The sequence below is a fragment of the Pedobacter frigidisoli genome (assembly GCF_032678525.1).
Taxonomy (GTDB): Bacteria; Bacteroidota; Bacteroidia; order Sphingobacteriales; family Sphingobacteriaceae; genus Pedobacter; species Pedobacter frigidisoli_A.
In genome coordinates, this window is the sequence record NZ_JAVTSE010000001.1 from 957,547 (window position 1) to 983,017 (window position 25,471).

Annotated in this window: 19 protein-coding genes; 13 read left to right on the forward strand and 6 right to left on the reverse strand. The window is 43.2% G+C overall.

Annotated features, from left to right (window positions below):
• The first annotated feature begins 46 nt into the window (after positions 1–46).
• From R2Q80_RS04030 to R2Q80_RS04070, 9 genes are all read left to right on the forward strand, one after another.
• Entirely contained in the window at positions 47–1,003 is a 957-nt protein-coding gene (locus R2Q80_RS04030) for a multidrug resistance efflux transporter family protein (RefSeq protein WP_316798352.1), read from the forward strand.
• A 62-nt stretch (positions 1,004–1,065) separates the two neighbouring features.
• A complete protein-coding gene (locus tag R2Q80_RS04035; RefSeq protein WP_047797318.1) occupies positions 1,066–1,650 on the forward strand; it encodes an RNA polymerase sigma factor in 585 nt (194 codons plus the stop codon).
• Between the two features lie 147 nt (positions 1,651–1,797).
• Complete coding sequence (locus R2Q80_RS04040) at positions 1,798–2,916, forward strand: FecR family protein (protein WP_316798353.1); 1,119 nt, start codon at positions 1,798–1,800, stop codon at positions 2,914–2,916.
• A gap of 268 nt (positions 2,917–3,184) precedes the next feature.
• Positions 3,185–6,538 (forward strand): SusC/RagA family TonB-linked outer membrane protein, encoded by a 3,354-nt coding sequence (locus tag R2Q80_RS04045; protein WP_316798354.1) that lies wholly within the window; start codon positions 3,185–3,187, stop codon positions 6,536–6,538.
• Between the two features lie 10 nt (positions 6,539–6,548).
• Complete coding sequence (locus R2Q80_RS04050; protein ID WP_316798355.1) at positions 6,549–8,012, forward strand: RagB/SusD family nutrient uptake outer membrane protein; 1,464 nt, start codon at positions 6,549–6,551, stop codon at positions 8,010–8,012.
• Between the two features lie 14 nt (positions 8,013–8,026).
• Positions 8,027–8,872: a DUF4843 domain-containing protein gene (locus R2Q80_RS04055; RefSeq protein ID WP_316798356.1), complete on the forward strand. Its 846-nt coding sequence runs from the start codon at positions 8,027–8,029 to the stop codon at positions 8,870–8,872.
• 22 nt (positions 8,873–8,894) lie between these two features.
• Complete coding sequence (locus R2Q80_RS04060; RefSeq protein ID WP_316798357.1) at positions 8,895–10,325, forward strand: PKD-like family lipoprotein; 1,431 nt, start codon at positions 8,895–8,897, stop codon at positions 10,323–10,325.
• 52 nt (positions 10,326–10,377) lie between these two features.
• The gene (locus tag R2Q80_RS04065) at positions 10,378–11,529 is read left to right on the forward strand and encodes a TlpA disulfide reductase family protein (protein WP_316798358.1); all 1,152 of its coding nucleotides are present in this window, start codon (positions 10,378–10,380) and stop codon (positions 11,527–11,529) included.
• Between the two features lie 84 nt (positions 11,530–11,613).
• The gene (locus R2Q80_RS04070; protein WP_316798359.1) at positions 11,614–13,260 is read left to right on the forward strand and encodes a trypsin-like peptidase domain-containing protein; all 1,647 of its coding nucleotides are present in this window, start codon (positions 11,614–11,616) and stop codon (positions 13,258–13,260) included.
• 45 nt (positions 13,261–13,305) lie between these two features.
• Here R2Q80_RS04070 and R2Q80_RS04075 read toward each other — a convergent pair whose 3' ends face one another.
• Positions 13,306–14,010, reverse strand: coding sequence for a hypothetical protein (locus tag R2Q80_RS04075; RefSeq protein ID WP_316798360.1), 705 nt, complete (start codon positions 14,008–14,010; stop codon positions 13,306–13,308).
• A gap of 277 nt (positions 14,011–14,287) precedes the next feature.
• Between R2Q80_RS04075 and R2Q80_RS04080 the strand changes: the two genes are divergently transcribed.
• Positions 14,288–14,524: a DUF3253 domain-containing protein gene (locus tag R2Q80_RS04080; RefSeq protein WP_316798361.1), complete on the forward strand. Its 237-nt coding sequence runs from the start codon at positions 14,288–14,290 to the stop codon at positions 14,522–14,524.
• Here the strand turns inward: R2Q80_RS04080 and R2Q80_RS04085 are convergent.
• The 5 genes from R2Q80_RS04085 to R2Q80_RS04105 form a co-directional block, all read right to left on the reverse strand.
• Positions 14,508–15,311 (reverse strand): FHA domain-containing protein, encoded by an 804-nt coding sequence (locus tag R2Q80_RS04085; protein ID WP_316798362.1) that lies wholly within the window; start codon positions 15,309–15,311, stop codon positions 14,508–14,510. The two genes, R2Q80_RS04080 and R2Q80_RS04085, sit on opposite strands and share 17 nt — an antisense overlap.
• Positions 15,312–15,331: 20 nt before the next feature.
• Positions 15,332–19,423, reverse strand: coding sequence for an FtsW/RodA/SpoVE family cell cycle protein (locus R2Q80_RS04090; RefSeq protein WP_316798363.1), 4,092 nt, complete (start codon positions 19,421–19,423; stop codon positions 15,332–15,334).
• On the reverse strand, positions 19,410–20,855 hold the full coding sequence (locus R2Q80_RS04095; RefSeq protein WP_316798364.1) for a PP2C family protein-serine/threonine phosphatase: 1,446 nt from the start codon (positions 20,853–20,855) through the stop codon (positions 19,410–19,412). The genes R2Q80_RS04090 and R2Q80_RS04095 overlap by 14 nt, the downstream gene beginning before the upstream one ends.
• A 95-nt stretch (positions 20,856–20,950) precedes the next feature.
• Positions 20,951–21,901 carry a hypothetical protein gene (locus tag R2Q80_RS04100; protein WP_316798365.1) on the reverse strand — a complete coding sequence of 317 codons (951 nt, stop codon included), beginning with the start codon at positions 21,899–21,901 and terminating at the stop codon, positions 20,951–20,953.
• A gap of 46 nt (positions 21,902–21,947) precedes the next feature.
• Positions 21,948–23,309, reverse strand: a complete 1,362-nt coding sequence (locus R2Q80_RS04105; protein ID WP_316798366.1) for a serine/threonine-protein kinase — start codon at positions 23,307–23,309, stop codon at positions 21,948–21,950.
• A 169-nt stretch (positions 23,310–23,478) separates the two neighbouring features.
• Here R2Q80_RS04105 and R2Q80_RS04110 point away from each other — a divergent pair, with 169 nt between their 5' ends.
• From R2Q80_RS04110 to R2Q80_RS04120, 3 genes are all read left to right on the forward strand, one after another.
• A complete protein-coding gene (locus R2Q80_RS04110; protein ID WP_316798367.1) occupies positions 23,479–24,042 on the forward strand; it encodes an NAD(P)H-dependent oxidoreductase in 564 nt (187 codons plus the stop codon).
• A 45-nt stretch (positions 24,043–24,087) separates the two neighbouring features.
• Positions 24,088–24,876, forward strand: a complete 789-nt coding sequence (locus R2Q80_RS04115) for an SDR family oxidoreductase (RefSeq protein ID WP_316798368.1) — start codon at positions 24,088–24,090, stop codon at positions 24,874–24,876.
• A gap of 108 nt (positions 24,877–24,984) precedes the next feature.
• Positions 24,985–25,350, forward strand: coding sequence for a response regulator transcription factor (locus R2Q80_RS04120; protein ID WP_316798369.1), 366 nt, complete (start codon positions 24,985–24,987; stop codon positions 25,348–25,350).
• Positions 25,351–25,471 lie beyond the last annotated feature (121 nt).

Sequence of the window (25,471 nt, forward strand, 5' to 3'; positions counted from 1 at the left end):
GCGCATCTTTGCGACTCAATATTTCATGTTTAATCAAGCCGATGCCATGCCGAAAAAGAAAATTATATATGCCTTTATTTTAGCCCTGATGAGTACGATGTTTTTATCATCCGGACTGATCATTAACAGCCTCAATTCCTATCGTGGCAACAATTGGGCGTGGACGGCTTCTTTACGTTTTCTGCTTTCGGTACCAGTACTTTTTATTCTGGTGTGCGCAAGGGGCAAGTTCATGGGATTAATCAAGGCCATGAAGAAACTGCCTAAAACTTTTTTACTTTGGGGCAATCTGGGCTTCGGCGTTTATTATGCACTGCTATCCTATGCAATTGTAATGATTCCGGGATGGTTGGTTACTGCGGGATTTATGACCACCGTTTTAGCAGGGGTATTGATTGCGCCGTTCATTTATGATGATCACCGGGCAACCATCTCTAAAAAAGCGATTATTCTTTCGGTTTTGCTGGTGATTGGTTTATTGGTAATGCAAATGGAAAGACTGAGTCACCTTGAAAACCTGGGTTTAGCTATTAGTGGGATTTTGATGGCCATACTAGCTGCTTTTCTATGGCCTTTAGGTAACCGGAAGCTGATGCTAAAGCTTGAAAAAGAAAATATAACCCTCGATGCAACTCAAAGAATTCTGGGTATGACAATCGGTGCGTTGCCGATATTGATTTGTCTGGCCGTTTATGGTTTTTATACCTCGGGCTTTCCATCGGTAATGCAGCTGGAGACTTCATTTCTGGCGGTGCTACTGTCGGGAGTGGTAGGAAGCGTATTATTTTTCAAAGCCATGCAGATGGTTAGCAAAAATCAAATTGCGCTCTTAACGGTGGAAGCGATTCAGGTGGTTGGTGTATTATTTACCTTGCTGGGTGAAATGGTGATCAAGGGAACGGTGTGGCCAGGCTTCTATGGTAATCTGGGATTCCTGTTGATGGGTATCGGACTGTGCAGTTACGGCTTTCTGGCACTGAACAGTAAATACAACCCGGCGTAGTATTTTCCATCCGATGCTCCTATGGGATTCAGGTCAATTTAGACTATATTTGTTATATCCTTATGCATGCTTACCGTTCATATTCTGATAACGAATTGGCTTTTCTGTTAACACAGAATGATGAACACGCTTTTACCGAAATTTACAACCGTTTTTATGGGTTGCTGTTTATCCATGCATCAAGGCGTTTGAATGACGATGAAGAAGCAAAGGATGTGGTGCAGCAATTATTTGAATCTCTGTGGCTCAAACGAAACCAGGTTGAACCCGATGGTAATTTATCTGCCTATCTGTATACATCGATCCGAAACCGCGTGCTGGATGTATTCTCTCATCAAAAGGTAGAAACCAAATATGTCGATTCACTTCAGCATTTCCTGGACCAGGATCACATACTCACCGATTACCGTGTACGGGAAAAACAAATGGCCGCCCTCATCGAACAGGAAATAGATGCCTTGCCTCCCAAAATGCGTGAAATATTTATATTAAGTCGCAAAGAAAATAAATCTCACAAAGAAATTGCCGCCTTACTTGGCCTTTCAGAGCTTACGGTTAAAACACAGGTGAAAAAAGCACTCCGAATTCTAAAATCCCGTTTAGGTGTATTTGTTTATTTAGCTTTTTTGCTTAAAATTCACCATTAAATCACTCTTTGTTCCGTTTTCGCCAGTTATTCGCTCTTCTGCTCCGCTGGATTCAATTTTTTTTACAAAAAAACTGAATTGCAGATACCCCCATGATGCAGGCTTAGCCGTATATACATTAATCAGCCAAACAAACTTTCTTGACAAATGGAAAATAATGCAAAAAAGCTTTTAGAAAAGTACCGTTCCGGTAACTGTACGCCCCAAGAACAGGCTATGGTTGAAGAGTGGTATCTCCGTTTGCCATTTGCAAGAAAAGCACCTGATCACGGGATAATTGAGGCAAGTAAAGAAGAGGTTTATCAACGCTTAAAGCTGACACCAAAGCCCGGGTTTATCATCCGTTTAAAGCACATTGCTGTAGCCGCCAGTATTCTGATTTGTATTACTGCAGGATTAATCTATTTTGTTGGCATCAACAATACCCTTACGCCTGTGGCTAAAACGCAATTGAAAGATGTACTGCCGGGCCGAAATAAAGCGATTCTTACCCTTGCTAATGGCCGGGTTGTTGATCTGGATCAGGCAAAAAATGGTGAAATTGCCAGTCAGCATGGTATCATTATCCGTAAATCTCATAACGGACAGCTTGAATACGAAATCCAGGAGGATGCATCGGGGCTTGCTGGTTCAAATACGATATCTACCCCGCGGGGTGGTCAGTACCAGGTCAGTTTGCCTGATGGCACCAAAATCTGGCTTAATGCTGCCACTTCACTGAAGTATCCGTCTGCTTTTGCCAGTAATGAACGAGTGGTAGAACTCAATGGTGAAGCTTATTTTGAAGTAGCGAAAGATCAGAAACGCCCGTTTAGGGTAAAAACTGCACAGCAGACGGTCGAAGTATTGGGCACTCACTTTAATATTAATGCTTACCGGGATGAACCTTCAACCAAAACAACCCTACTCGAAGGATCGGTGAAAGTAAACCATACGGGGACTGAAGTGAGGTTAAATCCTGGAGATCAGGCGAGGCTGACATTGGCTAATAATGCGCTAACCACGATTCGCGACGTTGATGTAGAGCAGGAGACCGCATGGAAGAATGATGTATTCTCATTTAATGATGATGATTTGAAAACGGTAATGAGGCAAATTTCAAGATGGTATGATATAGACGTCGTGTATCAGGGTAAGATATCAAACGATCGGTATTTCGGCGAAATTCCAAGAAACAATAACCTTTCTGAAGTATTCAAAATATTAGAACTGAACCACGTTCATATTGATATTTCGGGAAAGACACTTACCGTTACCGGTAATTAAGTCATCGTTAACTACAGTAAATTAACTAAATAATCAACCAACCAATAACCTGAACTTTATGATGAAAAAACTACCAGAGCGTTAGCTTCACACCTAAAAACAAAAACCGAAAGCGCGGCAACGCTTCCGGTCAGAATTCGGAACAAGCAGCCTGTTTTAGACCCGGCTGCTTATTATTAACCTCATTTGATACAAAGGTATGAAATTAACTACCCTTTACAACCCCGTGTGCGAAATGCGGAGGGTAAAGACTAAACTATTAATGGTCATGAAGTTGACTGCAATTTTATTACTGGCCTGCGCGCTTCATTTGTCGGCAGCCAGCTTTTCCCAAACCGTAACGCTTTCCCGCAGAACCGTTCCCCTTAAAAGCCTGTTTAAGGAGATAAAAAAGCAAACCGGTTACTTTTTTTTCTATAAAGGGCAACTGCTTCAGGGCAAGCCCAGCGTTGATATTGAACTTAAGAAAGCCTCTTTAGTTGAGGCATTGAGCGCAGCGCTTCGCGATCAGAACCTCAGTTTCAATATCGTGAATAAGACCGTTGTCATCAGTCAGAAAGAAATAATGCCGGTAAGTATAAACAACCTGAAGATTGAAATAAAAGGTGTGGTCTCTGATAAGCTAAGCGGCGAAAGCCTTCCCGGAGTAAATATCTATGTTAAAAACGGAGCCAGTTTAGGCATCACCAATGATAAAGGAGAATTTCGGATTAGCGTGGACGAGGGTGTTATGCTCGTGTTTAGCTATGTTGGATATGAGCTGTTTGAAACGAAGGTTAGCGGTACAAAGAACCTCAATATTAAGCTATCACCCAAATCTACGCAGATGAATGATGTGGTGGTTACAGGGTATCAAACCATTAAAAAGGATACTTACACCGGTAATGCCATAACCATTAAAGGCGATGACCTGAAGCGTAACAATCCGCAAAACCTGCTGAAAAGTATTCAGACTTTCGATCCATCCTTTAAGGTACTCGATAATAATTTGTTTGGTTCCGATCCTAACGCACTCCCTAAAATAAATGTGAGGGGAGCTACGGCATTACCTACCATTGAAGATACTGACAATATTTTGGATCGTAATAATCTATCCAGTAACTATAACCTGCCGGCATTTATGCTCGATGGTTTTGAGGTTACCTTACAAAAGGTAACAGACCTAGATATTAATCGCATTGAATCGGTAACGTTGTTAAAAGATGCAGCTGCGACTGCGGTTTATGGCTCGCGTGCAGCAAACGGGGTAATTGTAATTACGACTAAGGCGCCTGTGGCCGGCAAGCTTCAACTATCGTACAATTATGAAATGAGTTTGAATGCTCCTGATTTGACCGACTATCACGTTTTAAATGCCAGAGATAAGCTCGCCTATGAAAAACTGGCGGGACTTTACGATTCCATGCAGAACACCGGATATTCGTCCGACCAGCTTGATGCCGAATACTTCAACCGTTTAAAAAATGTGGCCAGCGGTGTGGATACTTATTGGCTATCGCAGGCTTTACGCAATGCATACCGCCAGAAACATGCGATTTATGTGCAGGGTGGCGATCAGAAATTCAGATATGGGCTGGATCTACGTTATGAAACAACTCCCGGAGTAATGCTCGAATCAGACCGGAACCGATATAGTGGCGGGATGAATTTTACGTACAATCCCACGTCTAAACTGCTGTTCAGAAATGAGGTTACGGTAACGCAGGTGGTTGGACATAACTCTCCTTATGGTGATTTTTCTACCTATGTAAGGATGAACCCCTATTATCCCATCAAAGATGCCAATGGAGACATTGTTCAGGAACTCGCCCGGTGGAAAGTAGATACGCATCAATCTGGCCCGGAGCAATATAAGCCCCGGTACATTTTTAATCCTCTGTTTGAAGGAACCCTCGCCAGTTTTGATAAAACGGCACAATTTGAATTGATAGATGCTTTCTCGGTAGACTGGAAGTTAAGTCCGAGTCTTAACTTCAAAAGTCAGGTGAGCATCAACAAAAGTCAAACCAGCAATGATAAATTCCTTTCGCCGCTGAGTAATGCTTTTTATGAATATGCTACGGATAAACTGAATAATAAAGGATCGTATACCTTGCTCGAAAGTGATTACCTGGCGATCGACAGTAAGGCAACTTTAGGTTACAACAAACAAATCGGCGATCAGTATCTGAATCTGGTCATCGGTGCGAATGTTGTGACTTCAAAAACGGACGATAAACTGGTTGAGGCGCAAGGCTTTTCGAACGACCGTTTTACAAATATCGGTTTCGCCAGAATTTATAAAGAGAATTCAGCACCTGGAGGGAATGTTACCGAAAAACGTTTGGCAGGAGCTTTCTTTTCCGGTAACTACTCGTTCAAAAATAAATATTTACTGGATGCATCTTTCAGGTACGAGGGCTCATCGGCTTTTGGTGCGAATAAACGCTTTGCACCTTTCTGGTCAACCGGCCTGGGCTGGAATATGCATAAAGAATCTTTTATGCAAAACCTCCCTTTCATTAGCCAGTTGCGCTTAAAAGGGAGTGCGGGTGTTGTAGGTTCTGTTTCGTTTCCAGCATACCTGTCCAGATCCCTATATCAGTATCAACCAGATAACTGGTACTCTACCGGTTTAGGTGCCCAGGTACTGGGGTATGGTAACAGCAATTTGCAGTGGCAAAAAACTACTACTTATGATGCAGGAATAGACCTGGGCTTTTTTAAAGACCGACTGGTGATTACCCCCCGTTATTATTATAAGCTAACAAAGGGTCTGATTACTGATATCGATTTGGCACCCTCAACCGGTTTCACTACTTATAAAGAAAATTTAGGCAATGTATCCAACACAGGTTACGAAATGTACCTTACTGCAAATGCTCTCAGGACAAACGATTTCAATATTAATATTACAGCAAACATTGTGCATCAGGAAAACAGGCTGGTAAGCCTTTCTAACTCACTGAAAACATTGAATCAGAAAATAGATGAGTACCAGACTGATCCGGATAAAAAAGCCCAGTCTACACCCCTGGTACGGTACAACGAGGGGCAGTCGATGAGTATGATTTATGCCGTACGCTCTCTGGGTATTGATCCTCAAACCGGAAAAGAAATTTTCATGAAGAGAGATGGCTCGGTGACCTATAACTGGGATGTGAAAGATATTATGCCCATTGCAGATGGATCGCCAAAAGCAGAAGGGAATATCAATCCTAACATTACTTATAAAAGCTTCATGCTAAGCTTAAGCTTTTATTATCGCTTCGGTGGCTATAGTTATAACCAAACCCTGGTAGACCGGGTTGAAAATGCCGATCCGCGTTTCAATGTAGATAGCAGGGTGCTTAATCAGCGGTGGATCAAGCCGGGCGACCAGACCTTTTTTAAAAATATTGCCGACCTGTCCATCACAAATGTATCATCAAGGTTTGTGGAAAAAGATAATTTACTGGAATTGAGATCAATTTACTTTTCATACGATTTCAAACGGGATATGATCAAAAAATATGGTTTTCAGAACCTGCGTACATCCTTAACCCTGAATGACATATTCCGGACATCAAGCATTTTAATGGAAAGGGGAACAAGCTATCCTTTTGCCAGAAGTTTAACGGTTTCCTTACTGGCCTCATTCTAACTCTACGAACATGAAAAAATACTTATTCATACTAATCAGTATCATTGCCTTGTCATCCTGTAAGAAATTTCTAGATATTCAGCCAGAATCTGAGGTTTCAAAGGAAGAATTATTTGAAACCGAAGATGGGTTTAAGGAAGCTTTGAATGGTGCCTATGTGGGATTTGCCGGGGCAAACCTTTACGGTGGAAACCTGACGTTCAGCAACCTCGATATCATGGCGCAGAACTATACCTTTACGAATACCGATTTCATGAGCATTGCTGCATTTGATTATACGCTTCCCAGCTACGTAAGTAAAATCAGCGTGATCTGGACCAATGCCTATAAACAAATTGGCAATGTGAACCAGATTCTGGAAGTGGTAGATCAGCGTAAAAGCGTATTCAGAGGTCAGAATTACGAAATTATAAAAGGGGAGGCCCTTGCCCTCCGGGCTTATATGCACTTCGATCTGCTGCGCATGTTTGGTACTTCGTATAAAAATAATCCTTCGTTTAAGGCACTTCCTTATGTGACTACGGTCGGCACCAAAACCACGCCTTTTTCTACGGTTAGCGAGGTGATGGACAAAATTATTGCCGATTTAAATGAATCGAAAGCATTGCTCAAAGGTAAAGACCCGATTTTGGCAGCCAGTTATGTGGTTGGATATGCCAACTCGGAAAAGGGCACGGAATTGAAAAATACTTCACTTTTTCTACAGCAAAGAAGACACCGGCTTAATTACTATGCCGTAACGGGTGAACTGGCAAGGGTATATCTGTATAAAGGAGATATGGTGAACAGCCTGAGTAATGCCAGAGAAGTGATTGAATCATTGAAGTTCCCTTGGACGGTAAAGGAAGATTTCTTCAATGACAATGTTTCTGCAAGAGACCGCATTTTCTATAATGAGTTGTTATTTGGGTGGTTTGTTCCGAAGTCGCAGGATCAGCTAACCGGGTTGTTTTCCAATACCAATCCGGATTACACTGCCACAACTGATCAGATTAACTCCATTTATAATCTTGGCACTGTTGGGGCAGATGACTGGCGTTATAAACAATGGTTTAAACTGGTTAAAGCGGCGAATAGTTCTGACAGGTTTTTTCTTCAAAAGTATGTTGTGAATTCCACCCCTTTAGTAAATCTGCATCCGCTCATGGCACCTGCACTGCGCTTAAGTGAGATGTATCTCATTGCGGCAGAAGCTAGTTTTGATACTAATCCTTCTGCAGCTGTTGATTATTTTAATACGTTGAGAACGCACAGAGGAATCGGCACAAACATTGCCTCAACCGTTTCCAGGACTGATTTTATTGGGCTGCTGGAAGGCGAATACCGCAAAGAATTTTATGGTGAGAGCCAGAATTTCTTTATGCATAAGCGACTGAACCTAAGTGTGATCACCACCTCCGGTTTGATCTATCCGGCATCCGATAAAATATTCGTATTTCCACTTCCCGTTGATGAGCAATCTTACAGAAATTAAACATGAACCAGAAAATGAAAAATAATATAATTTATTTCCTGCTATTGAGCACGATGTTGTGGGCTTGTAAAAAGAATGACATGATGCCCTATAGCTCGACAGATAATGTGTACCTCCGTTATCTGGATAAAGACGGCAATCAGGATACCACTACCCTCAGCTATTCATTTGCCTATAATCCAAGCCTTGCGCAGGATACCCTATGGATTCCTATTGTGGTAACCGGACCACGCGTTTCGCGAAACCGCCAGTTTAACCTGGCAGTGGTGGATTCGCTCACTACAGCAATACAGCGAACGCATTATGAGCCTTTAAAAGCCAGCTATACTTTGCCTGCTGATTCAGCGACGTTACGCATTCCGCTGATTCTAAAAAACACCGATGAATCACTGGCCAACAAATCGGTTACACTCGGATTAAGAACAGTAAGCGGTGGCGACTTCGCAGGCGATATGCCGCTGGCGCTGCGCACTAAGAAGTATATCTTTTCCAACCGGTTGGAAAAACCAGCCTGGTGGATGTACTGGGGGCAGCTGGGCGACTATGGCCGGATCAAGCATCAGCTTTTCCTGATAGGTTCCGGAACGGTAGACCTCGTTGATCTGTCTAAACCTAATGCCTATATGGAAATACCCAGGAGCCTTTATTACATCGATAATTTCCGCATCTTTCTGAAAGACCCCGGCACCTGGATTGCCAGAAATCCCGCCAAAGGATATGTCCTGGTGAAAAAAAGCGGTTCGGACGATTATGAATTTTATAGCGAAGCCGCACCCAACAAACGGTTTACCCTGAAATATTTTGCACAGGTTAACGGCTATTTCTTTATTGATGAAAGTGGAAAACAGATTATTATTTAACAATCATTAAGGCAACCTAAAAATGAAATTTAAATTGATATTAGTACTGGCCATAATGGTTGGTTTATATACGGCCTGCAAAAAGGATTTAGGTAATTACGATTATCACCCGCCTTCAGAGCCTACCCTGACTGCTTTTAAGGATTCGACTTTCGCCGCACTTTTAGGCGATTCGCTGATCCTGAAACCAGGTATTAGCCTGGCTGATGCCAACCCGCAGACAGATCTTGAATATCAGTGGAGCATAGAAGTAAATGAGGAACTGAGAAGTGCTGTTTATACCGGATACCCACTTAAAACTGTATACAATCTGGCTCCCGGACTGCGAAATGCGAAATTGACGATTACCGACAAACGCAATGGGCTAAAATATGTTATTCCCTTTAAGATATTGGGCACCACACAGTTTAGTTTAGGTAAGTTGGTGTTAAGTGATGATAATGGTGTCGCTAAACTTTCATTTGTAAAGCCCGACAATACAACCGTTATTGCCGATATTTACAAATCGTTTCATGGTGATGAGTTACCAACTCATCCGGTTCAGCTGTATTTTAATGATCCGCTGCCTTATCAGCCGATAACGAATCAGCAGTATTGGGTGCTATGCAATGATCCGAATAAAAAGAGCCCGATTTTAGAGGCCAGCACTTTATTGCGCAAGTCGTATTTCAACGACCAGTTTTTTACGCCTCCATCCACGATTACGACGGGCCGGCTGGAAGCTTATATGGGTACAGTACCAACTGGTGTAATCAATGGGCGTTTATATGTAGGTGTTTTGTCGACCGCCCCATTTGCACCGGATTATGGGAAGTTTGCCAATGATCAGGCGGGCGATTATACTTTGTCGAAATACTTTACGCGTACATCGGGCTTTTATTTTGCCTTCGATATCAAATCAAAAGGCTTTGTCACATTTGCAGGAGACGGAAGTTATCTGGGCATGGATTATCTGGTAGATGCTGATGGAAAAGCATTTGACCCCAAAAATGTTGGTATGGATGATTTGCTGTTCATGCAGACCGGCCAGGCGGGTACATATTACGCCTATTTCAAATCTCCTGATGGAAACATCTATGAATTAAGCTTTACCTATACTTTCGACTCGGTAAACAGGAAAATAAAGGCCGAAAGCAAGCGCTTATTTAAAGGAGCATCACTTATTAATGCCGACACGAAATGGCAGCGCAACAGCCTTAATGTATTTTACTTCACTTCGAACGATAAGATTTATAGGTATAACCCACTGAATGAAGATCTTCGGGCGCTCAATGCGGATTTTGGAGGTAAAAAAGTCTCTATGCTCAAAATCAGTGCAGATGACAACACCCTTACAGTTGGAACCGCCGGATCAGTGTATACACTTGATGTAAGCGTAGGGAAAAACGGCGTCGTTACTCAGACCATTAATGGCATTCCCGGATCCCCGGTAGATATCATAATCAGAAAATAATTTAAAACAACCAATGAGCACCAAATTAAAATACAAGATATAACACATTCATATGAAAACTTACAACATCATTTTATTGGCAATATTGCTGCCCTTTTGTGCATTTGCACAGGCGCCCAATTTCAGTTTAAACGGCAAAATCGGAACACTCGATAAGCCTGCTATGGTCTATATTGATTACATGGACAATGGGGTAGGACATGAAGATTCTGTAGCACTGGTTACTGGCAGTTTTAAGTTCTCGGGTTATGTTTCAGGCAATGCCTATGCCCGTATGGCACTCGACCATACAGGTGGGGGTAAAGGAAAGGCAGTGTATACTGGTGATGTAATTTACTTTTACTTCGGCAAAGAGCAAGTTTCAATTATTTCCAAAGATTCCTTACAAAATGCGGTTTTCAAGGGTTCGAAGGTATACGATGAATCGGAAGCTTATAATAAGGAAATTGGCGGAACGATTATGGCTTTAACCAAGGCGGTGAATATTGATTTCAACAGGGGAACGGAAGCACAAAAGAAAGATACCGCTTATACAAAGGCAGTAGATCAACGTTTCCGTAAGAACATTCAGGACCGTAATGAGAAGCAGTTTCTTTTCGCGAAGAACCATCCAAATTCCTATTTTGCTCTCGTAGCGCTTTCTGAGGCTGCCGGAAGTAAAGTTGATGTAGCAAGAGTAACTCCACTTTTTAATGCATTGCCAAAAGCACTCAGAGAAACCGATACAGGTAAAGAGCTTGCTCAGCGGATTGAAGCGAATACCACCACCGCTTTAGGTAAACAAGCACCATTATTTACGCAAAACAATGCAGTAGGAAAACCGGTGTCTTTAGCTGATTATAAAGGGAAAGTAGTGCTGGTAGAATTCTGGGCCAGCTGGTGCAGCCCATGCAGGGCTGAGAACCCCAACCTGGTAAAGCAATATCAAACTTATAAAGACAAAGGCTTTGAAATCATTTCTGTTTCACTGGATAATGTAAAAGAGCGTTGGCTGGAAGCTATCGAAAAAGACGGGCTGGCATGGACACATGTGTCAGATTTGAAAGGCTGGAATAATGAGGTTGGCCGCCTTTATGGTGTACGTGCTGTTCCTGCCAGCTTTCTGCTTGATGCTCAGGGTAAGATTATCGGTAACGGCTTAAGAGGCGAACCGCTTAATAAAAAACTTGCTGAGATCTTTAACCAGCCACGTCTAACGAATTAAAGATTTACGATTAATGCCCTCCATTTACCTGTATACCCGGTATTACCTGTTCAAGGTGTACCGGGTTATTTATTACCCAAACGAATGAAAAACAATTATAAAAACTTTTGTGCCTGCATGGTTTTCTTACTGATCCATATCAGTGCTGATGCACAACAAAAAAAGATTAAGCGTTTCGAAGATGCCATTAACCTGGCCATCGGAAAAGCTTATCCTGCCTCTGTAAGGATGTGGGGTTTCGACCTTCACCAAAATCAGCGGACGAGCGCCCAGTTCAGTGGGGTAGTGGTCACTGCTGACGGCTACATATTAACTGCGGCACATACCACCATTCCGGGAACAAATTATAAAGTTTTCTTTCCTGACGGTCGGGAATGTATTGCTTTAGCGTTAGGAAGGATTGATAACCCGGCCACGCCGGGTATGCCCGACGTAGGGCTGATGAAAATAACTGATAAAGGTGTTTGGCCCTTTGCAGAAATGGGGTATTCGGGGAAGCTTGTTCCGAATGAGCCTTGCCTTAGTATTGCTTACCCTGAAAGTCTGAACCAGAACCTGCCGACCATCAGGATTGGGAAAGTGGCCGAAGTAAAAAATCAATACGGTTTTATCAGGTCGACCTGTAAGATGGAGCCCGGAGATTCCGGAGGCCCGCTGTTTGACGCATCTGGCCGGGTGATTGGGCTCCATAGCGCAATAGATGTTGCTGAAGATCAGAATTTTGAAATTCCGGTAGACCTTTACCGCAAATACTGGACTGCATTAGCGGAAGCACGTACTTATACATCCTTTCCCGAAAAGGAGGATGCCATCACCGGCAATTCCCGTTCTTTGGTACCATTAAACAAAGGTTTGTTGAGGCAGCCCGCCGCTGCACCTAAACTGAAAGAACAGTTTTTTTTACTAAACAGCTTGCTGAACGACCAAACTCAGCATATTCAGGCTACTTTATTTACCAGCAGCGCTAGCGGGGCGAAGAGGCAGTTTTTGATCAGCAAAAATTCCATGCTTGGTGAAAATCCTAAACTTACAGGCTATCCGGAAAACCAGTTGAAAGTTTTGTCGAGGGATAAGGCAAATGATCTTGTGCTGATTGAAGTTCAGCATCCAATACCTGGTGGAATTGATGTGGGAAGTCTGATGGACGATTCATCTGCGGTAAGGCCTGGTCAATTAATTTATGCAATAATGGGCGATGGTATTGTGAGCAGCAACCTTTTAAGTATGCCAAAGGTAAGCAGTCAGCCTTATCTTGGGGCAATGGTAATGTACAACTCCGAGCCTGCACAGTTTTCGCTGATCAAGCCAGATAGTCCGGCGGGTGAGGCAGGTTTGAAAATCGGAGATGAACTCCTGAGTATTAATGGCAAGACGATTACGAAAGCGGATGAATTTGCACCAGCTCTCATGAGTTTCTGGCCCGGTGATGAGGTTGTTCTTAAATGGAAAAATGATTCTGGTAGTTACATCAAACCAATCCTGTTGGCTTCTCGTTTATCAGCGCAATCCAAACATCCGGCAGAGCAGTTTGCAGGAGGCAAATCAGTCCGTCGTGATGGTTTTGAGAAGGTATTTATTCACGATATTGCGATTAAACCTGAAGAATGTGGAGGGCCGCTATTTGACCGTAAAGGACATCTGCTGGGTATAACCATCGCCAGGTATAGCAGAACCAGCTGTCTGGCTATTCCAACGGCAGTATTACTGAATTTTTTGAAGTTAGGGATGTAAAATATGATATTAATGGCAAGATAAAATTGCTTGATATCATGAAATTTAATGCGCTGTTGGGTTTTCCTCTTCTTCAGGATTAAATCGCTTGTACATCTCCATATCAAAAAAAGATGCTGTATTAATTTTGTCGACCTTGAGCACAAGGTCTGTCATCAGTTCGCTTTGATCTGACACAGAGCCATCTGTGATATAGGAGGCATATACGCTCAGGTATTGTGTAGTAAATACCAATTCCTTTTTTTCATTTCGATAACCACTTAAGGCCGGTGTGATTCTAATATAATTGGTGGTAAATGGCTTAGGAATTTCTTTTACCCAGCCAATGTATACCTTACCACTATCCATGGTAAATTGTAGTAAATGTGCATCAAAAAATGATGAACTCATTAATAGTTCGAGTTCATTTCCAGCTTTTTTTAAGGATTGTTTAATTGCATTTTTCCTGTTGACGAAAAGATTTGCGATCTCTGTGAATAAAACGGCTGCAACTAATGAAAAACTTGTGGTACCGAAATATTGAGACTTTATGGGCATATGTTCTCCAAGGTATTGGATCACAGAAGGTAATATGATGTTGACTAAACCCCTCAGTACGAAACAGCAAGCTAATAATATTATTCCTGCAAAAGCTGAATTTAAAAGAATGCGCTGACTTTCAAGCCTATATTGAATATAGCGCAGGAGTTCGAAACGAATTAGAATGTAATAACCGCCTACCAGGGGGAAAAGCAGGAGATTAAATGGCATACTACTTCAGATTTTTTTCCTTGGTAATTTTTTTGAAGATGTTTGATTCCATCATCGAACTTACCATCTGTTTAACTTTAGGCTGGCTGAAAAAATCATTACTTTTGATGTAAAGCTTTCCAGAACTATCCGAGTGTATAATATGATCGAAATCTTTGGTATTACTCATAATCAAATATACATAAAAAATGTAAAACAATTAAAATACTGATAAGTTTGAATATTACGGTGAGATTTCATCAACATCATTATTAAAGCACCCACCTACTAACTAGAAATGGATATCTCCTCAACAATCTTATCTACTGCCGCAAAACGTGGTCCTGAGAAAAGTACTTGTCCGTCGGAAATTGCCCGCATGTTATTTCCCAACGATTGGCGTAAGCAAATGAAAGCTGTTCTTGATACGGCTATCGAATTGCATCGCCAGGGTAAAGTGGTGATCACACAAAAGGGAATACCTGTCGAAGTTGATCATATCAAAGGCCCAGTTCGGATTAAGATTCGGGAGTAGCATCTGGCACTTCGTAACTAAACTCCAGCACAACTGATTCCCCCAGGATGATCTGATCGCCTTCTTCAAGCTCCTGACCTATTTGTGTGGCGTGGAGTTTCACTATCTTCTCAGTGAGTGCTGAACGGAGCTTTACTTTATTTCGTGGTGGTATTCCTCCCTCATCTGCATAGATTACAAATTTAGCGAGATTCTTATTCCATTCAATGTGGGCATGCTGGCGGCTGATGTATTTATTCCGTTCATCATCACTTTCTGATGGAAATGCGATATGGTTGGTGCGGAAATAACCTTCGTCAGACTGCGCTTTTTCATCTCTTCCGATATTATATTTACCTCCCTCTGAACTAATCAGATATCCTGGACGGGAGGTTTTGCCACTAAGTGCTTTGATGTAGGCAGTTGCCTGCAGTTTAACAAAATGGGTTTTGGTTTTCACAAAAAGTGCTACCGGCAATTGCGACATCCTTATGGCTTCATCGGGAATGGTTTCATTGAAATGAATGGTAAGCAACCAATTCCCAGGTAAATCCAGGGAGTAGTCATCGCTTATGCGTTGTATTTCATTTTTAAGCTGCTTAGGTTCATCGGCATATACAGCGGCTTCGTAAACCTGGCGCTCTGCCGATGAACAGTTGATATAAAGCGCGAGTCCTTTAATGTTTGCACCCTCGCCACCCTCGGCTTTCTGTAGCTCCTGTTTCACAAACTGAAGTAACTCATGTCTGATTCCTTTAACATCATCCGGTTGGCTGTCGCCTTTAATTTTAAATAGGTCGAATATCATTTTCATTTGAGTTAATAGGGTTAAGGGGCTTCTGTAGCAGTTAAATCTTCGTCAGATGGTGTGATGTTTTTGATATAGCCACCTTCTTTAAGGAATGGTATTACGTGTTTACCCGCCAGTTTTACCGCATCTGAAGAGCCTTTCGTGGCTTCTATACGTACGCAGACTACAACATTATCCTTGCCGTTTGCGGTGGGAGCGAAAAATACATACCAGCCATCATTAATCTGGGCTTTCTTCCATATCCGCTCAGGGGTACCTGTTTTTCCTGCAACCTTAACGCCCAGGATACCTGATTTATATTCACTTTGTTTAATCATGTAGCCTTTTAATAGCTGTGCATATCTTGGATCATTCACTAATTTCGTACCATATTTTTGCGGCTGGGACTGATCGTTTACCTTCAGCACAAACCTGCTGGCAATCATATCTCCGTTGTTGGCAATCCCGGCCGCCATCCGTGCCACTGCTGCCGGTGTGGCAATCAGCGCTCCCTGGCCCCATGACATACCTGATATTCCTTTAGCCCGTGTCCTACGGATGTTAGCAGGATCATACTTTGGTTTGGTATTGAATTCTGTTTTACGCCACAGTTGTTTCCACTTTTCTTCCTGAACGGCATTTTCACCAGGTTTATTGTAATAATATCCTCCTGCTCCATGCAGAAACATTCCTGTTTTCAGGTACAGGTCGCCCATGTTTTCCTGTAGTTGTTCCTGATTGGCCAGTTTGATGAAATACACATTGTTGGATTTTACCACGGCACGTTCGAGGTTAATCCAGCCTGTTTCATCAGGTTCAATGCCTTTGGTACGGATACGTTCTCTGGCTTCCACCTGATATTTTTTATCAGGAGCAGCCATACCCAGCTTGTTGAACGATGCCATGGCGGTGATGAGTTTGGCTGTTGAGCCAGGCTGTGTAAAGGTGGTAAAACCCAGGTCGGATGTCGTCAGCCAGCCGGCAAGCTGGTTCTGCTCGGCATTGGTCATGGTTAACCTTTCCCAATCATGGATAGGGGGTAGGGGGTAAACTGCTGAAGTGAGTACATCGCCGGTGCTGGCTTCCATAATCACTACCGAAACCCGGTTATCCATTAGTGAGGTATCCCGGGCAATAGACTTTTGTATTTTTGTTTGTAATCCAGCATCTATCGTAAGCTGTATGTCGCGGTTTTTGTTTCTAAAGGCTTCTACTTCCTGGCTGCTGATCCCGGCAAGCAATAATGGCGACAGTGCTGCATAATCTTTTTTCACTACCGTCATTTCTTTTACACCTCGGGCAAGAAAACGGTTCTCGGTGTATCGTTTTGCAAGTACCTCAAAGCGTTTAGCAGGCAGTTGAAAACCACGAAGTTCAGCTGCGTGTTCATAATCGGCGAAATATCCGTTGATACTTCCGTTAAATACCCCCGAATTCGCGTCGCCTGTCCAGAAGAATAACTGTTCTTCGAAGGGGTAGAAACGGTCTAAACGCTGATGAACCGCAGAGTCGAGGTTGTAGTGGGGAATGCCTGCGCCGATAAGTTTAAAATGCTGGGCTTTCACACTGTCGGCATTGCTTGTTGCCAGCAGTACGCCATTGCGGTCGTGAATGCTGCCAGCCTTCAACCTGTTCATCAGTATGGCAATCCTTGGGTTGTAACTGAACATCCTCGCACCGCTACGATCGGCAACCAGTGCGGGCTGCACTACCCACTTTTTGTTGTTAAGCACATAGCCTGCTACATTGATGCCCAATAAAATAATGCCCAGGCAGGCTGCTATTAATGCGGGTACAAGATTTCTATCCTGTTGTTTGGCTATGTATTCCATTTGTAGTGCGGTACCTCTAACCCTTGAAACCGACATTAAAAATCCGGCAGCCAGAAAGTTGAGTACCAGCGACGACCCGCCATAACTTTGAAAGGGTAATGATACCCCTGATAAAGGTAGTGCACCGGTTGAGCCACCCGCAATCAATAAAAATTGTACAAAGGTGGAAGCGCCGATTCCTGCACTCAGATAAAACAAAAAGGGAGATCCGGTTCGGCGACCAATGATGATCGACCGGTGCAGGTATATCAGAAAAAGCAAAAAGATACACAACATTCCGGTGAGTCCGAATTCTTCGCCTATGGAGGGTAAAATCATATCAGTATGGGCTTCCGGAATGGTTTTCGCGAAGCCTTCTCCGATTCCCTGACCTGTTGCACCGCCGGTAGACATGGCCCATAAACCATTGGCTACCTGGTCGCCGCCATAAACTTCGTTGTTCCAGGCATCATTCCAGATGGCTTTCCTGTCGCCCAGGCGTTGTACTGGTCCGGGGAACACACGATCGAGATATGGAATCTGGTCGATGGTTAAGAAGGCCGACATAATGACCAGTACCATGATGGCAGATTCGCTGAGCTGCCTGCGCTGGAAGAACATCAACATGCCAACCAAAACCAGGGTTATTCCCGTAGCGATCCAGACGTTATCAAAGATCCATGATGCCAGCACGTATAGCACCACCGCTCCGGCCATAAACATAAAATCGCCTCGCGAGAAGGAGAATAAAACAATAAAAGTGAAACAAACCACCATCGCCGGACCCAGATCGCCGAGCACCAGAAAGAACATCAGGGTGAGCAGTATAGCCAGGAGCGCGAAGGAGAAGAATGACCACCTTTTGTCCCAGCTGGTGTATTCACTGATCAGTTTTTCGTTTACGGCGAAGAATCCCGCCAGGAAGAAAATGATGAGGTATTTAACTACCTCGCTTGGCTGGAAGCCAAAAAGGTTAACCTTTACACCACTACCCTCGGGTCCGGTTCCAAATAAAATAGTAAGCGCCAATAATCCTATGGCAGCCAAAGCCCAGGGCCATCCGTTGGCGGCAGAACGAATATTTTTAAAAAACAGCAGCCTGTAAATTACAGTATCGGTGTTGAACGGGCGCAACTTGACGCATAACATGAGCAGGATACTGCCAAAGCCCATGAGCAGATATAAAAGTGAATCTTTGGCTAAAAAACGATCGCGCAGGGGATCCTGCAAACTTAGCAGGGTGAGGAAAGAAATACCGGTGAGCAACATGACCGCCGGTAATATGACCTCGTCGGTGGTGCTGAATTTCCAGGATAAAACCAGGTGAATGAGAAAAAATCCACCAATCAGACTGGCGCAGATGATGAAGAACCATTTGTTGAATTCTTCGGGCGTTCGGATAATTAATGATTTTTCCTTTTTGAGGATATTGAAATCTCTGGTAGAAAAAAGCTTTATGGTATGCGGGCGTTGCTCAAAAGAGAAATCAGCATCATCAGTAAGGCTTTCCACACCTTTGGAGGCGCCATACTGAAAGCCAGGTTTTAATGGAAGTATTTTAAAGGCTTTATCGGGTAGCGCATCAAAATGGAATTCCCCATCGGCATTTGTTCGGGCATAGGCCGTTAGTTGCTGCAGTTTTCGTTTGCCGGCACTATCTGGTGTAAAAACTTTAGTAATGCCGTTTGCTTTTTCCACCACGTTTTCAACCGCCTCAGTGGGTTCATCGTTATAGATACTGTCTTGTGGCAACACCATTTCCAGACGAACCAATACGCCTTGAACCGCCTGATCATTTTCTCTAATTTTTCCATTGATGCGATGTGCTCCCAGTCCCACATTTACTGTCGCAGCATACTGTGCTGGGTTTCGTTGTTCCCGGGCAAAGGTTAGCGAATCATCACCTGTATAACCGAGCAATGCCCGGGATGCCAGCACCCTTGCCTTGAATGACTGACCGCCGTTTCTGAACGCTTCATCGGCCAGCAGAAAGTAGCGGCGCTTATTTATCTCACCAATGTTATCAAGATCCTGCTTACTTTCTGTCGCACTGGCGATTGTTTTTTCAATCAGATCCACATCCCTGGGGTCTTCGAAATAATACCCTTTTTTTAGCAAACTTTTGATGTTTGCGGCCGGGTTTGCTGCATTCAGGTTTACCATGGTGCCCGCTTTCAAACGTGGAGCCACCTCTGCAAACCTGGTCTGAATAACGCTGTAAAGCTGATAAAAAAACAAAGCAAGTACCAGTCCTATGGCCAGGATAAATATTCTTTCCCGGGAACGGCTCACGGCAATAGTCCCTTTATTTTGCTCCATTGTTGGGGTTTGTGGTTTTTGGGGATACACTGTTTGATAAAAGTATATTCGGGAACCCGGCACTTACCATTTGCTGATCAGGAAAGTTAAGGCTGTTTTTTACGTGTAACAGGCAATCTGTGAAGCGCACATTTTTTAGTAACAATGCCTGGTTCGAAATGGAAACGGCAGTAGCAAAGCCATTAAACTGCAGGCTATCCAGACCCAATAACTTTGCCTGGCTAAGCATGGATAGTGCTGCACCCTTATAGCTGGTGTCCGCCTGCAATACGAGGCCCCGGGCAAGAACATATAAGGTATCCTTGCGGATTCGTAAAGTATCAGTAATCAATACGGGACTTTTGAAAATCGAGTCGGAAAGTACGACTGTATCGCCTACGGCATTATCAAATGCATCCTGCAATAATTTTTCCTGACTGTTTTTAACGATTTTTTCTGGTAGCTGAACCACTGCCGGTGCCGGTTCGGCTGTGCGCTGTGTTAGCAAAAACAAAAATATCGTAGTGCCGAGCAAAACCAGGCACAGAAGGATCAATACAGTGAACCAGTGATTTCTTTTTGGTTGTGTTGAAGCGGTTGAAGGAATGTGCCCATGCTGAATGTTAGAATCAGTTTTAGTTGAATCTGCATTTGCCGCGCTTTGTTGCACAGGGCGTGGTTTGGTTGGCTCGGCTTGCTGAAGCTTTTTATTGTTCTGCACCAATACCACGGTGATGTTGTCTCGTCCTCCGTTTTCATTGGCCATCGCTACCAGGTTTTCCGCCTTCTTAGCGAGGTCATCTCCCTGAAGCAGCAGAGAAGTGATGTCCTGTTTATTTACCATATCGGTAAGTCCATCACTGCAGAGCAATAACAAATCGCCAGGAAGAAAAGGCGATTGCCCCGTCTCGATGTAACTTTCATCGCTGGTCATCTGGTCACTAAAACCTATCGCCTTGTTGATCTCGTTACGTTTTGGATGCGCCATGGCTGCGGTTTCATCCAGTCTTCCGGAGTCTTCCAGGAAACCAACAAAAGAATGGTCTTTAGAGATCTTGACTAAAGAACCATCACGCAGCAAATACAATCTGGTATCGCCAACATGGGCGTAGTAAAACTGATTATGTTCAATATCTGCCAGCACAAGTGTAGCTACGCAAGCCATTTCCGAAAGTTCTTTCTCTGCTTGTTTACGGGCAGCAATAACCTCATTCGCTTTGGCGAAGGCGCTGATCATTTTTGCAATGGGATCTGCCGGACGATCGTTGAATTGTTTTAAAATTTCTTCTTTAGCAATGGCAGCCGCCACTTCGCCACCATGATAGCCGCCAACGCCATCAATCACCGAAGCTAAAATCAGCTGATCATCAGTAAGCGATGATGCAACAAAGCTATCTTCATTGTTGTCTCTGCTTTTGCCAGTATCTGTAATTCCGAAAAAGTACTTATTCATATTAGTTTCGGGTATTTTTAATGTCTTTGAAATGTACAACCAGAAGCGCGGTGACGAGGGTTAATAAAATTATCGATAATAACTGCGACATATACTCAGGATTTAAACAGGTTTAGGCCAATAATGCCGTTTAGCAGCATCCGTGAATTGAGCGGCAATGGCACCCATTGAGGTGCATTGATTTCACTTTGTGGCACCAGCACCTCATTTAACGTAGTGACTTCGCCAAAAGAAGCCAGATAGAAATTGCCGTCGGCTTTATTGTAGCGGATATGCAGGTGTGGGGAATTGGCCCATTCAGTATCAATTTTGAATATATTGGGGTCATCCCGGTCATCTTCATTCCCGGAAACAATGGTGTCTGTTGTTTTTATCAGAAACTCTATTTTCTTGCCTGAATATTGCTTGTCAGGAATAATGGTTTCCAGGCGGGCAATAACAGGCTGTTCTGCAGGACTAGGTGCTCCCTCTGTATATTCCAGCTGTGCCTCATAGGGAATTTCCATATAACCATCGCTATAATAGGTAAAGCCTTTTAAAATGTCATTATTCACATCGAAGGTTTGGGCTATACCGGTTTGGCGGGGAATAAAAGTGACGCGAAGATTCTCGGCTTTATGGTTGTTTCCGGGAAGGAGTTTTCCGATGAAGCCCTTGTCGCCACGGGCATAATCAGGATGGGAAACCAGACGGAAGACCCATTTCGATCCTGAGGGCTCTACCGTTTTACCTGCCTGACGATGTTCTTTCAGAATATCGTAGAATTTTTTAACCGACTCCTGTACGATTAAACCAAAAAGGCCTTGTTTATTGTCGGTAAAGGCCTGGTAATCTTCTGCATTAAAAGTAATAATGAATTCGTGATAAAAGACTACGCGGTCGCCAAATGACATTTCATTAATCGAGTCGCGGAATTTATCGACAATAAAGCTATAAATTGTATCTGGTGTAAGTTGGGGTAGCTTTTCTATCTTGCGCTTGGTTTCATCGGTCAGAAACCAATCCTGAAGTCCAATGCGCTGCCAGAAATTTGATTTTGTGTCCATAAATTACGATGCCTAAAAAGCCAAAAACGGCCTTGTATTATTTTCACTAAAACTGTAATTGTTTAAGCGATGTGTCTGGTTTTACTTCCTCTGTACTATCTGCAGCTTTCTGCTGCGCTTTTTTAATTTCGGCCTTAATGGCGCTATCTACCACGCGTTTGGTTGCTGCGGCCGCTGCTGCTCTGCGTTCGTTAGCCAGTCTTATTCGCTCTGCATCAGAGGTATCCGGGGTAACCTCCGGAATTGAATCTACAGGACTTTCCACCTGCTGCATTTCTTCTTTTTTGCCGAATTGCGAATAGCCAACAATAGCCATCAAGCCAACAATCACGATAATTAAGCAGGCAAATGCGAAATGCGATAGGTGTATACCACTTTCTTCGGGCGCAACGGTCTTCTCTAACGTTTCAATTTGCTGGCGAAGGGATTCGTTTTCTGTCCGAAGAAATTCCAGGTCGGGGTTAATTACCGGAGTTGCAGTGGCTGCCGGAGCTGGCGGTACTGATAATCCTCCGTTTAACACCGCCTCATGCAACTCCATTCCGTCTGCATATCTAATCAACGGATCTTTCTGGAGGCATTTGCTGATCAGGGTGAGCAACCACTCCGGTACTTGCATTTCCCGGTTTTTCTGTTCCTCGCTCCAGCTGGCTGGCAGGTTGTTTTTGCGTAAATCGAGGAGGTTGGGTACTTCACTTTCCATATGCCCGATCATAACACTATTGCGCCCCGTATCGCTGTTGCCGGGGAGTGGAAAGGGTACCTGGCCACCCAGTAATTCATATAAAATAATGCCGTAGCTATACACGTCACTTTGCAGGAGCATTTTGCCTTCATTTTGTTCGGGCGCCATAAACTCAACTGCACCGGCATGCCTGATACTGCTTCTGCGCTGCTCGTCACTCAGTATAGCCAGACCAAAATCGAGCAGTACATAGTTGCCGGTGTGCACATTGTATTTAACGTTGTTACTCTTTACGTCCCCGTGTTTTACACCCAGGTTATGGCAATGTGCCAGTGCTGCTGCCAGCTGATGGGCTACCTTAATTGTTTCCTGAATGGTGAAGATCTTTTCATGTGGTTCCTGAAGCAGTTCGCAAAGATCCGGACCATCTATATATTCCATTTCGATAAAGGGGAACGACCCGCTCTCGGTGATGCCGAAACTCAGCATCTTCACCACATTGGGACTCGGATTCTCATTTACCTTGAGCAGTTTTGATACTTCATTTTCAAAATTCCGGTAATTTTTATCGTTGCGGTCTTCCGTGTAAATGGGTGTAGGGATGAGCTTCACGGCAGAGTAAATTGCACCAATACGCTTTCCTTTATATACAGAGCCTTGTCCGCCGGTACGCAGTGCTCCTAAATTCTCAAGTCCTTCTGTAATTGTAAATACTTTGCTCATAGTTTCCGTATTAACAATTATAAGGAATTTTTGTTGCTGAATAATTTATTAATTACAGATGCGGTTAACTGAAAAATTGGAAAATGCCCGCAAACATTGTTCATCTTGTCTGGTTTAATATTTCAGCATCACTGAATTGATGTATATTGGCATATTAAAAAAGGAATATATGAGTAAGAAAATTGGAATTATAGCAGGAAGTTTGCATAAAGCTTCATTCTCAAAGAAAATCGCAGCAGCGGTCGTTGAAATGGTCCCTGAGGGCTTCGATTTTGAGATAATTAACATCGCCGATCTGCCTGTTTACAATCAGGATTTTGATGATGATGGCGATGTGCCGGAAGCTTATACGATCTTCAGGGAGAAGATGGCTACTGTTGATGGCGTGATTTTCATCACACCGGAATATAACAGATCGGTACCTGGCGTATTGAAGAATGCTATTGATGTCGGCTCTCGTCCTTATGGAAAAAGTATCTGGAGCGGTAAGCCGGCAGCGATATTCAGTAATTCGCCGGGTAATCTTGCTGCTTTTGGTGCCAATCACCATTTAAGACAAAGTCTGGTGTTTTTAGATATGCCGATTATGCAGCAACCTGAAGTTTACCTGGCAAAAATCGGTGAATCTATTGATGAGGATGGGAAGCTGAAAGAGGGGAAAACCAGGGAATTTCTCCAAACTGCTATAAATGCCTATGTAGATTTATTCAAAAAGGCTGGCGTTACTGGTTAAGCTATAAGGGTTATTGCAATAAACAAGAAGTAAATCAGAACTATCATGAAAATAGATTTAACAGGTAAAACAGCACTGGTTGGTGCCAGTTCACAAGGCCTGGGATTTGCCAGCGCTGTTTCGCTAGCCGAATGCGGCGCAAGTGTTTTTTTAATGGCCAGGAATGAAGAAATGCTGAAAATTGTCCTTGCTAAGCTTCCTGTAAATCATGCACAGCAGCAGCATGGATATCTGGTGGCAGATTTTTCTGATTATGCAGCCTACAAAATCATTATACATGATTTCTTTGCGGAACACGAGGTTGATATTCTGGTGAATAATACCAATGGTCCGCAATCAATGACTGCTGCCGATGCAGAAGTTGAATCTTATCAAAATGCATTCGATCTGTTGTTTAAAACAGTTGTAGAAACCACTATGCTGGCTGTTCCGCATATGGTCAGTCAAAAGAGCGGGAGGATTATTAACATCAGTTCCACTTCAATTGTGGAACCTATTGCCAGTCTGGTATTATCCAATTCCATTAGAAGTGCAACCGCTGCCTGGGCTAAAACTTTATCGAATGAACTTGCACAGTTTAATATCACTGTAAACAATATTTTGACCGGAAACTTTGATACGCAACGAATAGAGAAAATGATTGGCGATCAGGCTGATTCGAAAGGTCTGTCAACTGAAGAAGTGTACAGGCAAAGGGCCGATGCAATCCCGATGAAACGATTTGGAAAACCTGAAGAATATGGTCAGCTGGTTGCATTTCTGGCTTCAGATTTTGCAGCTTACATTACCGGTGCTGATATTCCGATTGATGGGGGATTATTGAGGTCGCGATGAGCAGATTCTTCATTTTAATGATAAATTTATATCATCTGTTAAAAAAATTAAACAATATCTTAAGGTTGTTGTTATGCACTCAACCCAAATTGATTTACTAAGATCAGCATGCCAAAAAAAATATGTATTCTCGAAGACGATGCCGATATAAGAGAAGTGATTACCCTGGTGCTGGAAGGCGAGAATTATGAGGTGTATGCCTTTTCAGATGTTTCTTCATTTATGGCCCGTAAAATTGTGAATGAACCTGATCTTTATTTGCTTGATATCAGGCTTCCGGACGGAAACGGCCTTGAGGTATGTAAATTCCTGCGGGCTGGTGAAACGACCGGGCATATTCCTATTATTATGATGAGTGCGCATGAACGGATCGACCAGATGAAGCTCCAATGCACAGCGGATGATTTCATTGCTAAACCTTTTGATATCTATCAGTTGTTAGGGCGGGTTAGTGAGGCACTTTCAGCTAACTAGTTTCAATATACTTTTTAAGTTTCTAAAATCTTCTGGGTTGAGTGTGCTTTTTTCCGTTTGAAGTGAATCAGTATAACTTGAGTTCCTTTGGCGCTATCAGCTTTATGGTCTTTATGCCTGT

Bases quoted from the DNA above. Each gene is read 5' to 3' on its own strand.
- R2Q80_RS04030 (WP_316798352.1), top strand. From the start codon at position 47: ATGCCGAAAAAGAAAATTATATATGCCTTTATTTTAGCCCTGATGAGT.
- R2Q80_RS04035 (WP_047797318.1), top strand. From the start codon at position 1,066: ATGCATGCTTACCGTTCATATTCTGATAACGAATTGGCTTTTCTGTTA.
- R2Q80_RS04040 (WP_316798353.1), top strand. From the start codon at position 1,798: ATGGAAAATAATGCAAAAAAGCTTTTAGAAAAGTACCGTTCCGGTAAC.
- R2Q80_RS04045 (WP_316798354.1), top strand. From the start codon at position 3,185: ATGAAGTTGACTGCAATTTTATTACTGGCCTGCGCGCTTCATTTGTCG.
- R2Q80_RS04050 (WP_316798355.1), top strand. From the start codon at position 6,549: ATGAAAAAATACTTATTCATACTAATCAGTATCATTGCCTTGTCATCC.
- R2Q80_RS04055 (WP_316798356.1), top strand. From the start codon at position 8,027: ATGAAAAATAATATAATTTATTTCCTGCTATTGAGCACGATGTTGTGG.
- R2Q80_RS04060 (WP_316798357.1), top strand. From the start codon at position 8,895: ATGAAATTTAAATTGATATTAGTACTGGCCATAATGGTTGGTTTATAT.
- R2Q80_RS04065 (WP_316798358.1), top strand. From the start codon at position 10,378: ATGAAAACTTACAACATCATTTTATTGGCAATATTGCTGCCCTTTTGT.
- R2Q80_RS04070 (WP_316798359.1), top strand. From the start codon at position 11,614: ATGAAAAACAATTATAAAAACTTTTGTGCCTGCATGGTTTTCTTACTG.
- R2Q80_RS04075 (WP_316798360.1), bottom strand. From the start codon at position 14,010: ATGCCATTTAATCTCCTGCTTTTCCCCCTGGTAGGCGGTTATTACATT.
- R2Q80_RS04080 (WP_316798361.1), top strand. From the start codon at position 14,288: ATGGATATCTCCTCAACAATCTTATCTACTGCCGCAAAACGTGGTCCT.
- R2Q80_RS04085 (WP_316798362.1), bottom strand. From the start codon at position 15,311: ATGATATTCGACCTATTTAAAATTAAAGGCGACAGCCAACCGGATGAT.
- R2Q80_RS04090 (WP_316798363.1), bottom strand. From the start codon at position 19,423: ATGGAGCAAAATAAAGGGACTATTGCCGTGAGCCGTTCCCGGGAAAGA.
- R2Q80_RS04095 (WP_316798364.1), bottom strand. From the start codon at position 20,855: ATGAATAAGTACTTTTTCGGAATTACAGATACTGGCAAAAGCAGAGAC.
- R2Q80_RS04100 (WP_316798365.1), bottom strand. From the start codon at position 21,901: ATGGACACAAAATCAAATTTCTGGCAGCGCATTGGACTTCAGGATTGG.
- R2Q80_RS04105 (WP_316798366.1), bottom strand. From the start codon at position 23,309: ATGAGCAAAGTATTTACAATTACAGAAGGACTTGAGAATTTAGGAGCA.
- R2Q80_RS04110 (WP_316798367.1), top strand. From the start codon at position 23,479: ATGAGTAAGAAAATTGGAATTATAGCAGGAAGTTTGCATAAAGCTTCA.
- R2Q80_RS04115 (WP_316798368.1), top strand. From the start codon at position 24,088: ATGAAAATAGATTTAACAGGTAAAACAGCACTGGTTGGTGCCAGTTCA.
- R2Q80_RS04120 (WP_316798369.1), top strand. From the start codon at position 24,985: ATGCCAAAAAAAATATGTATTCTCGAAGACGATGCCGATATAAGAGAA.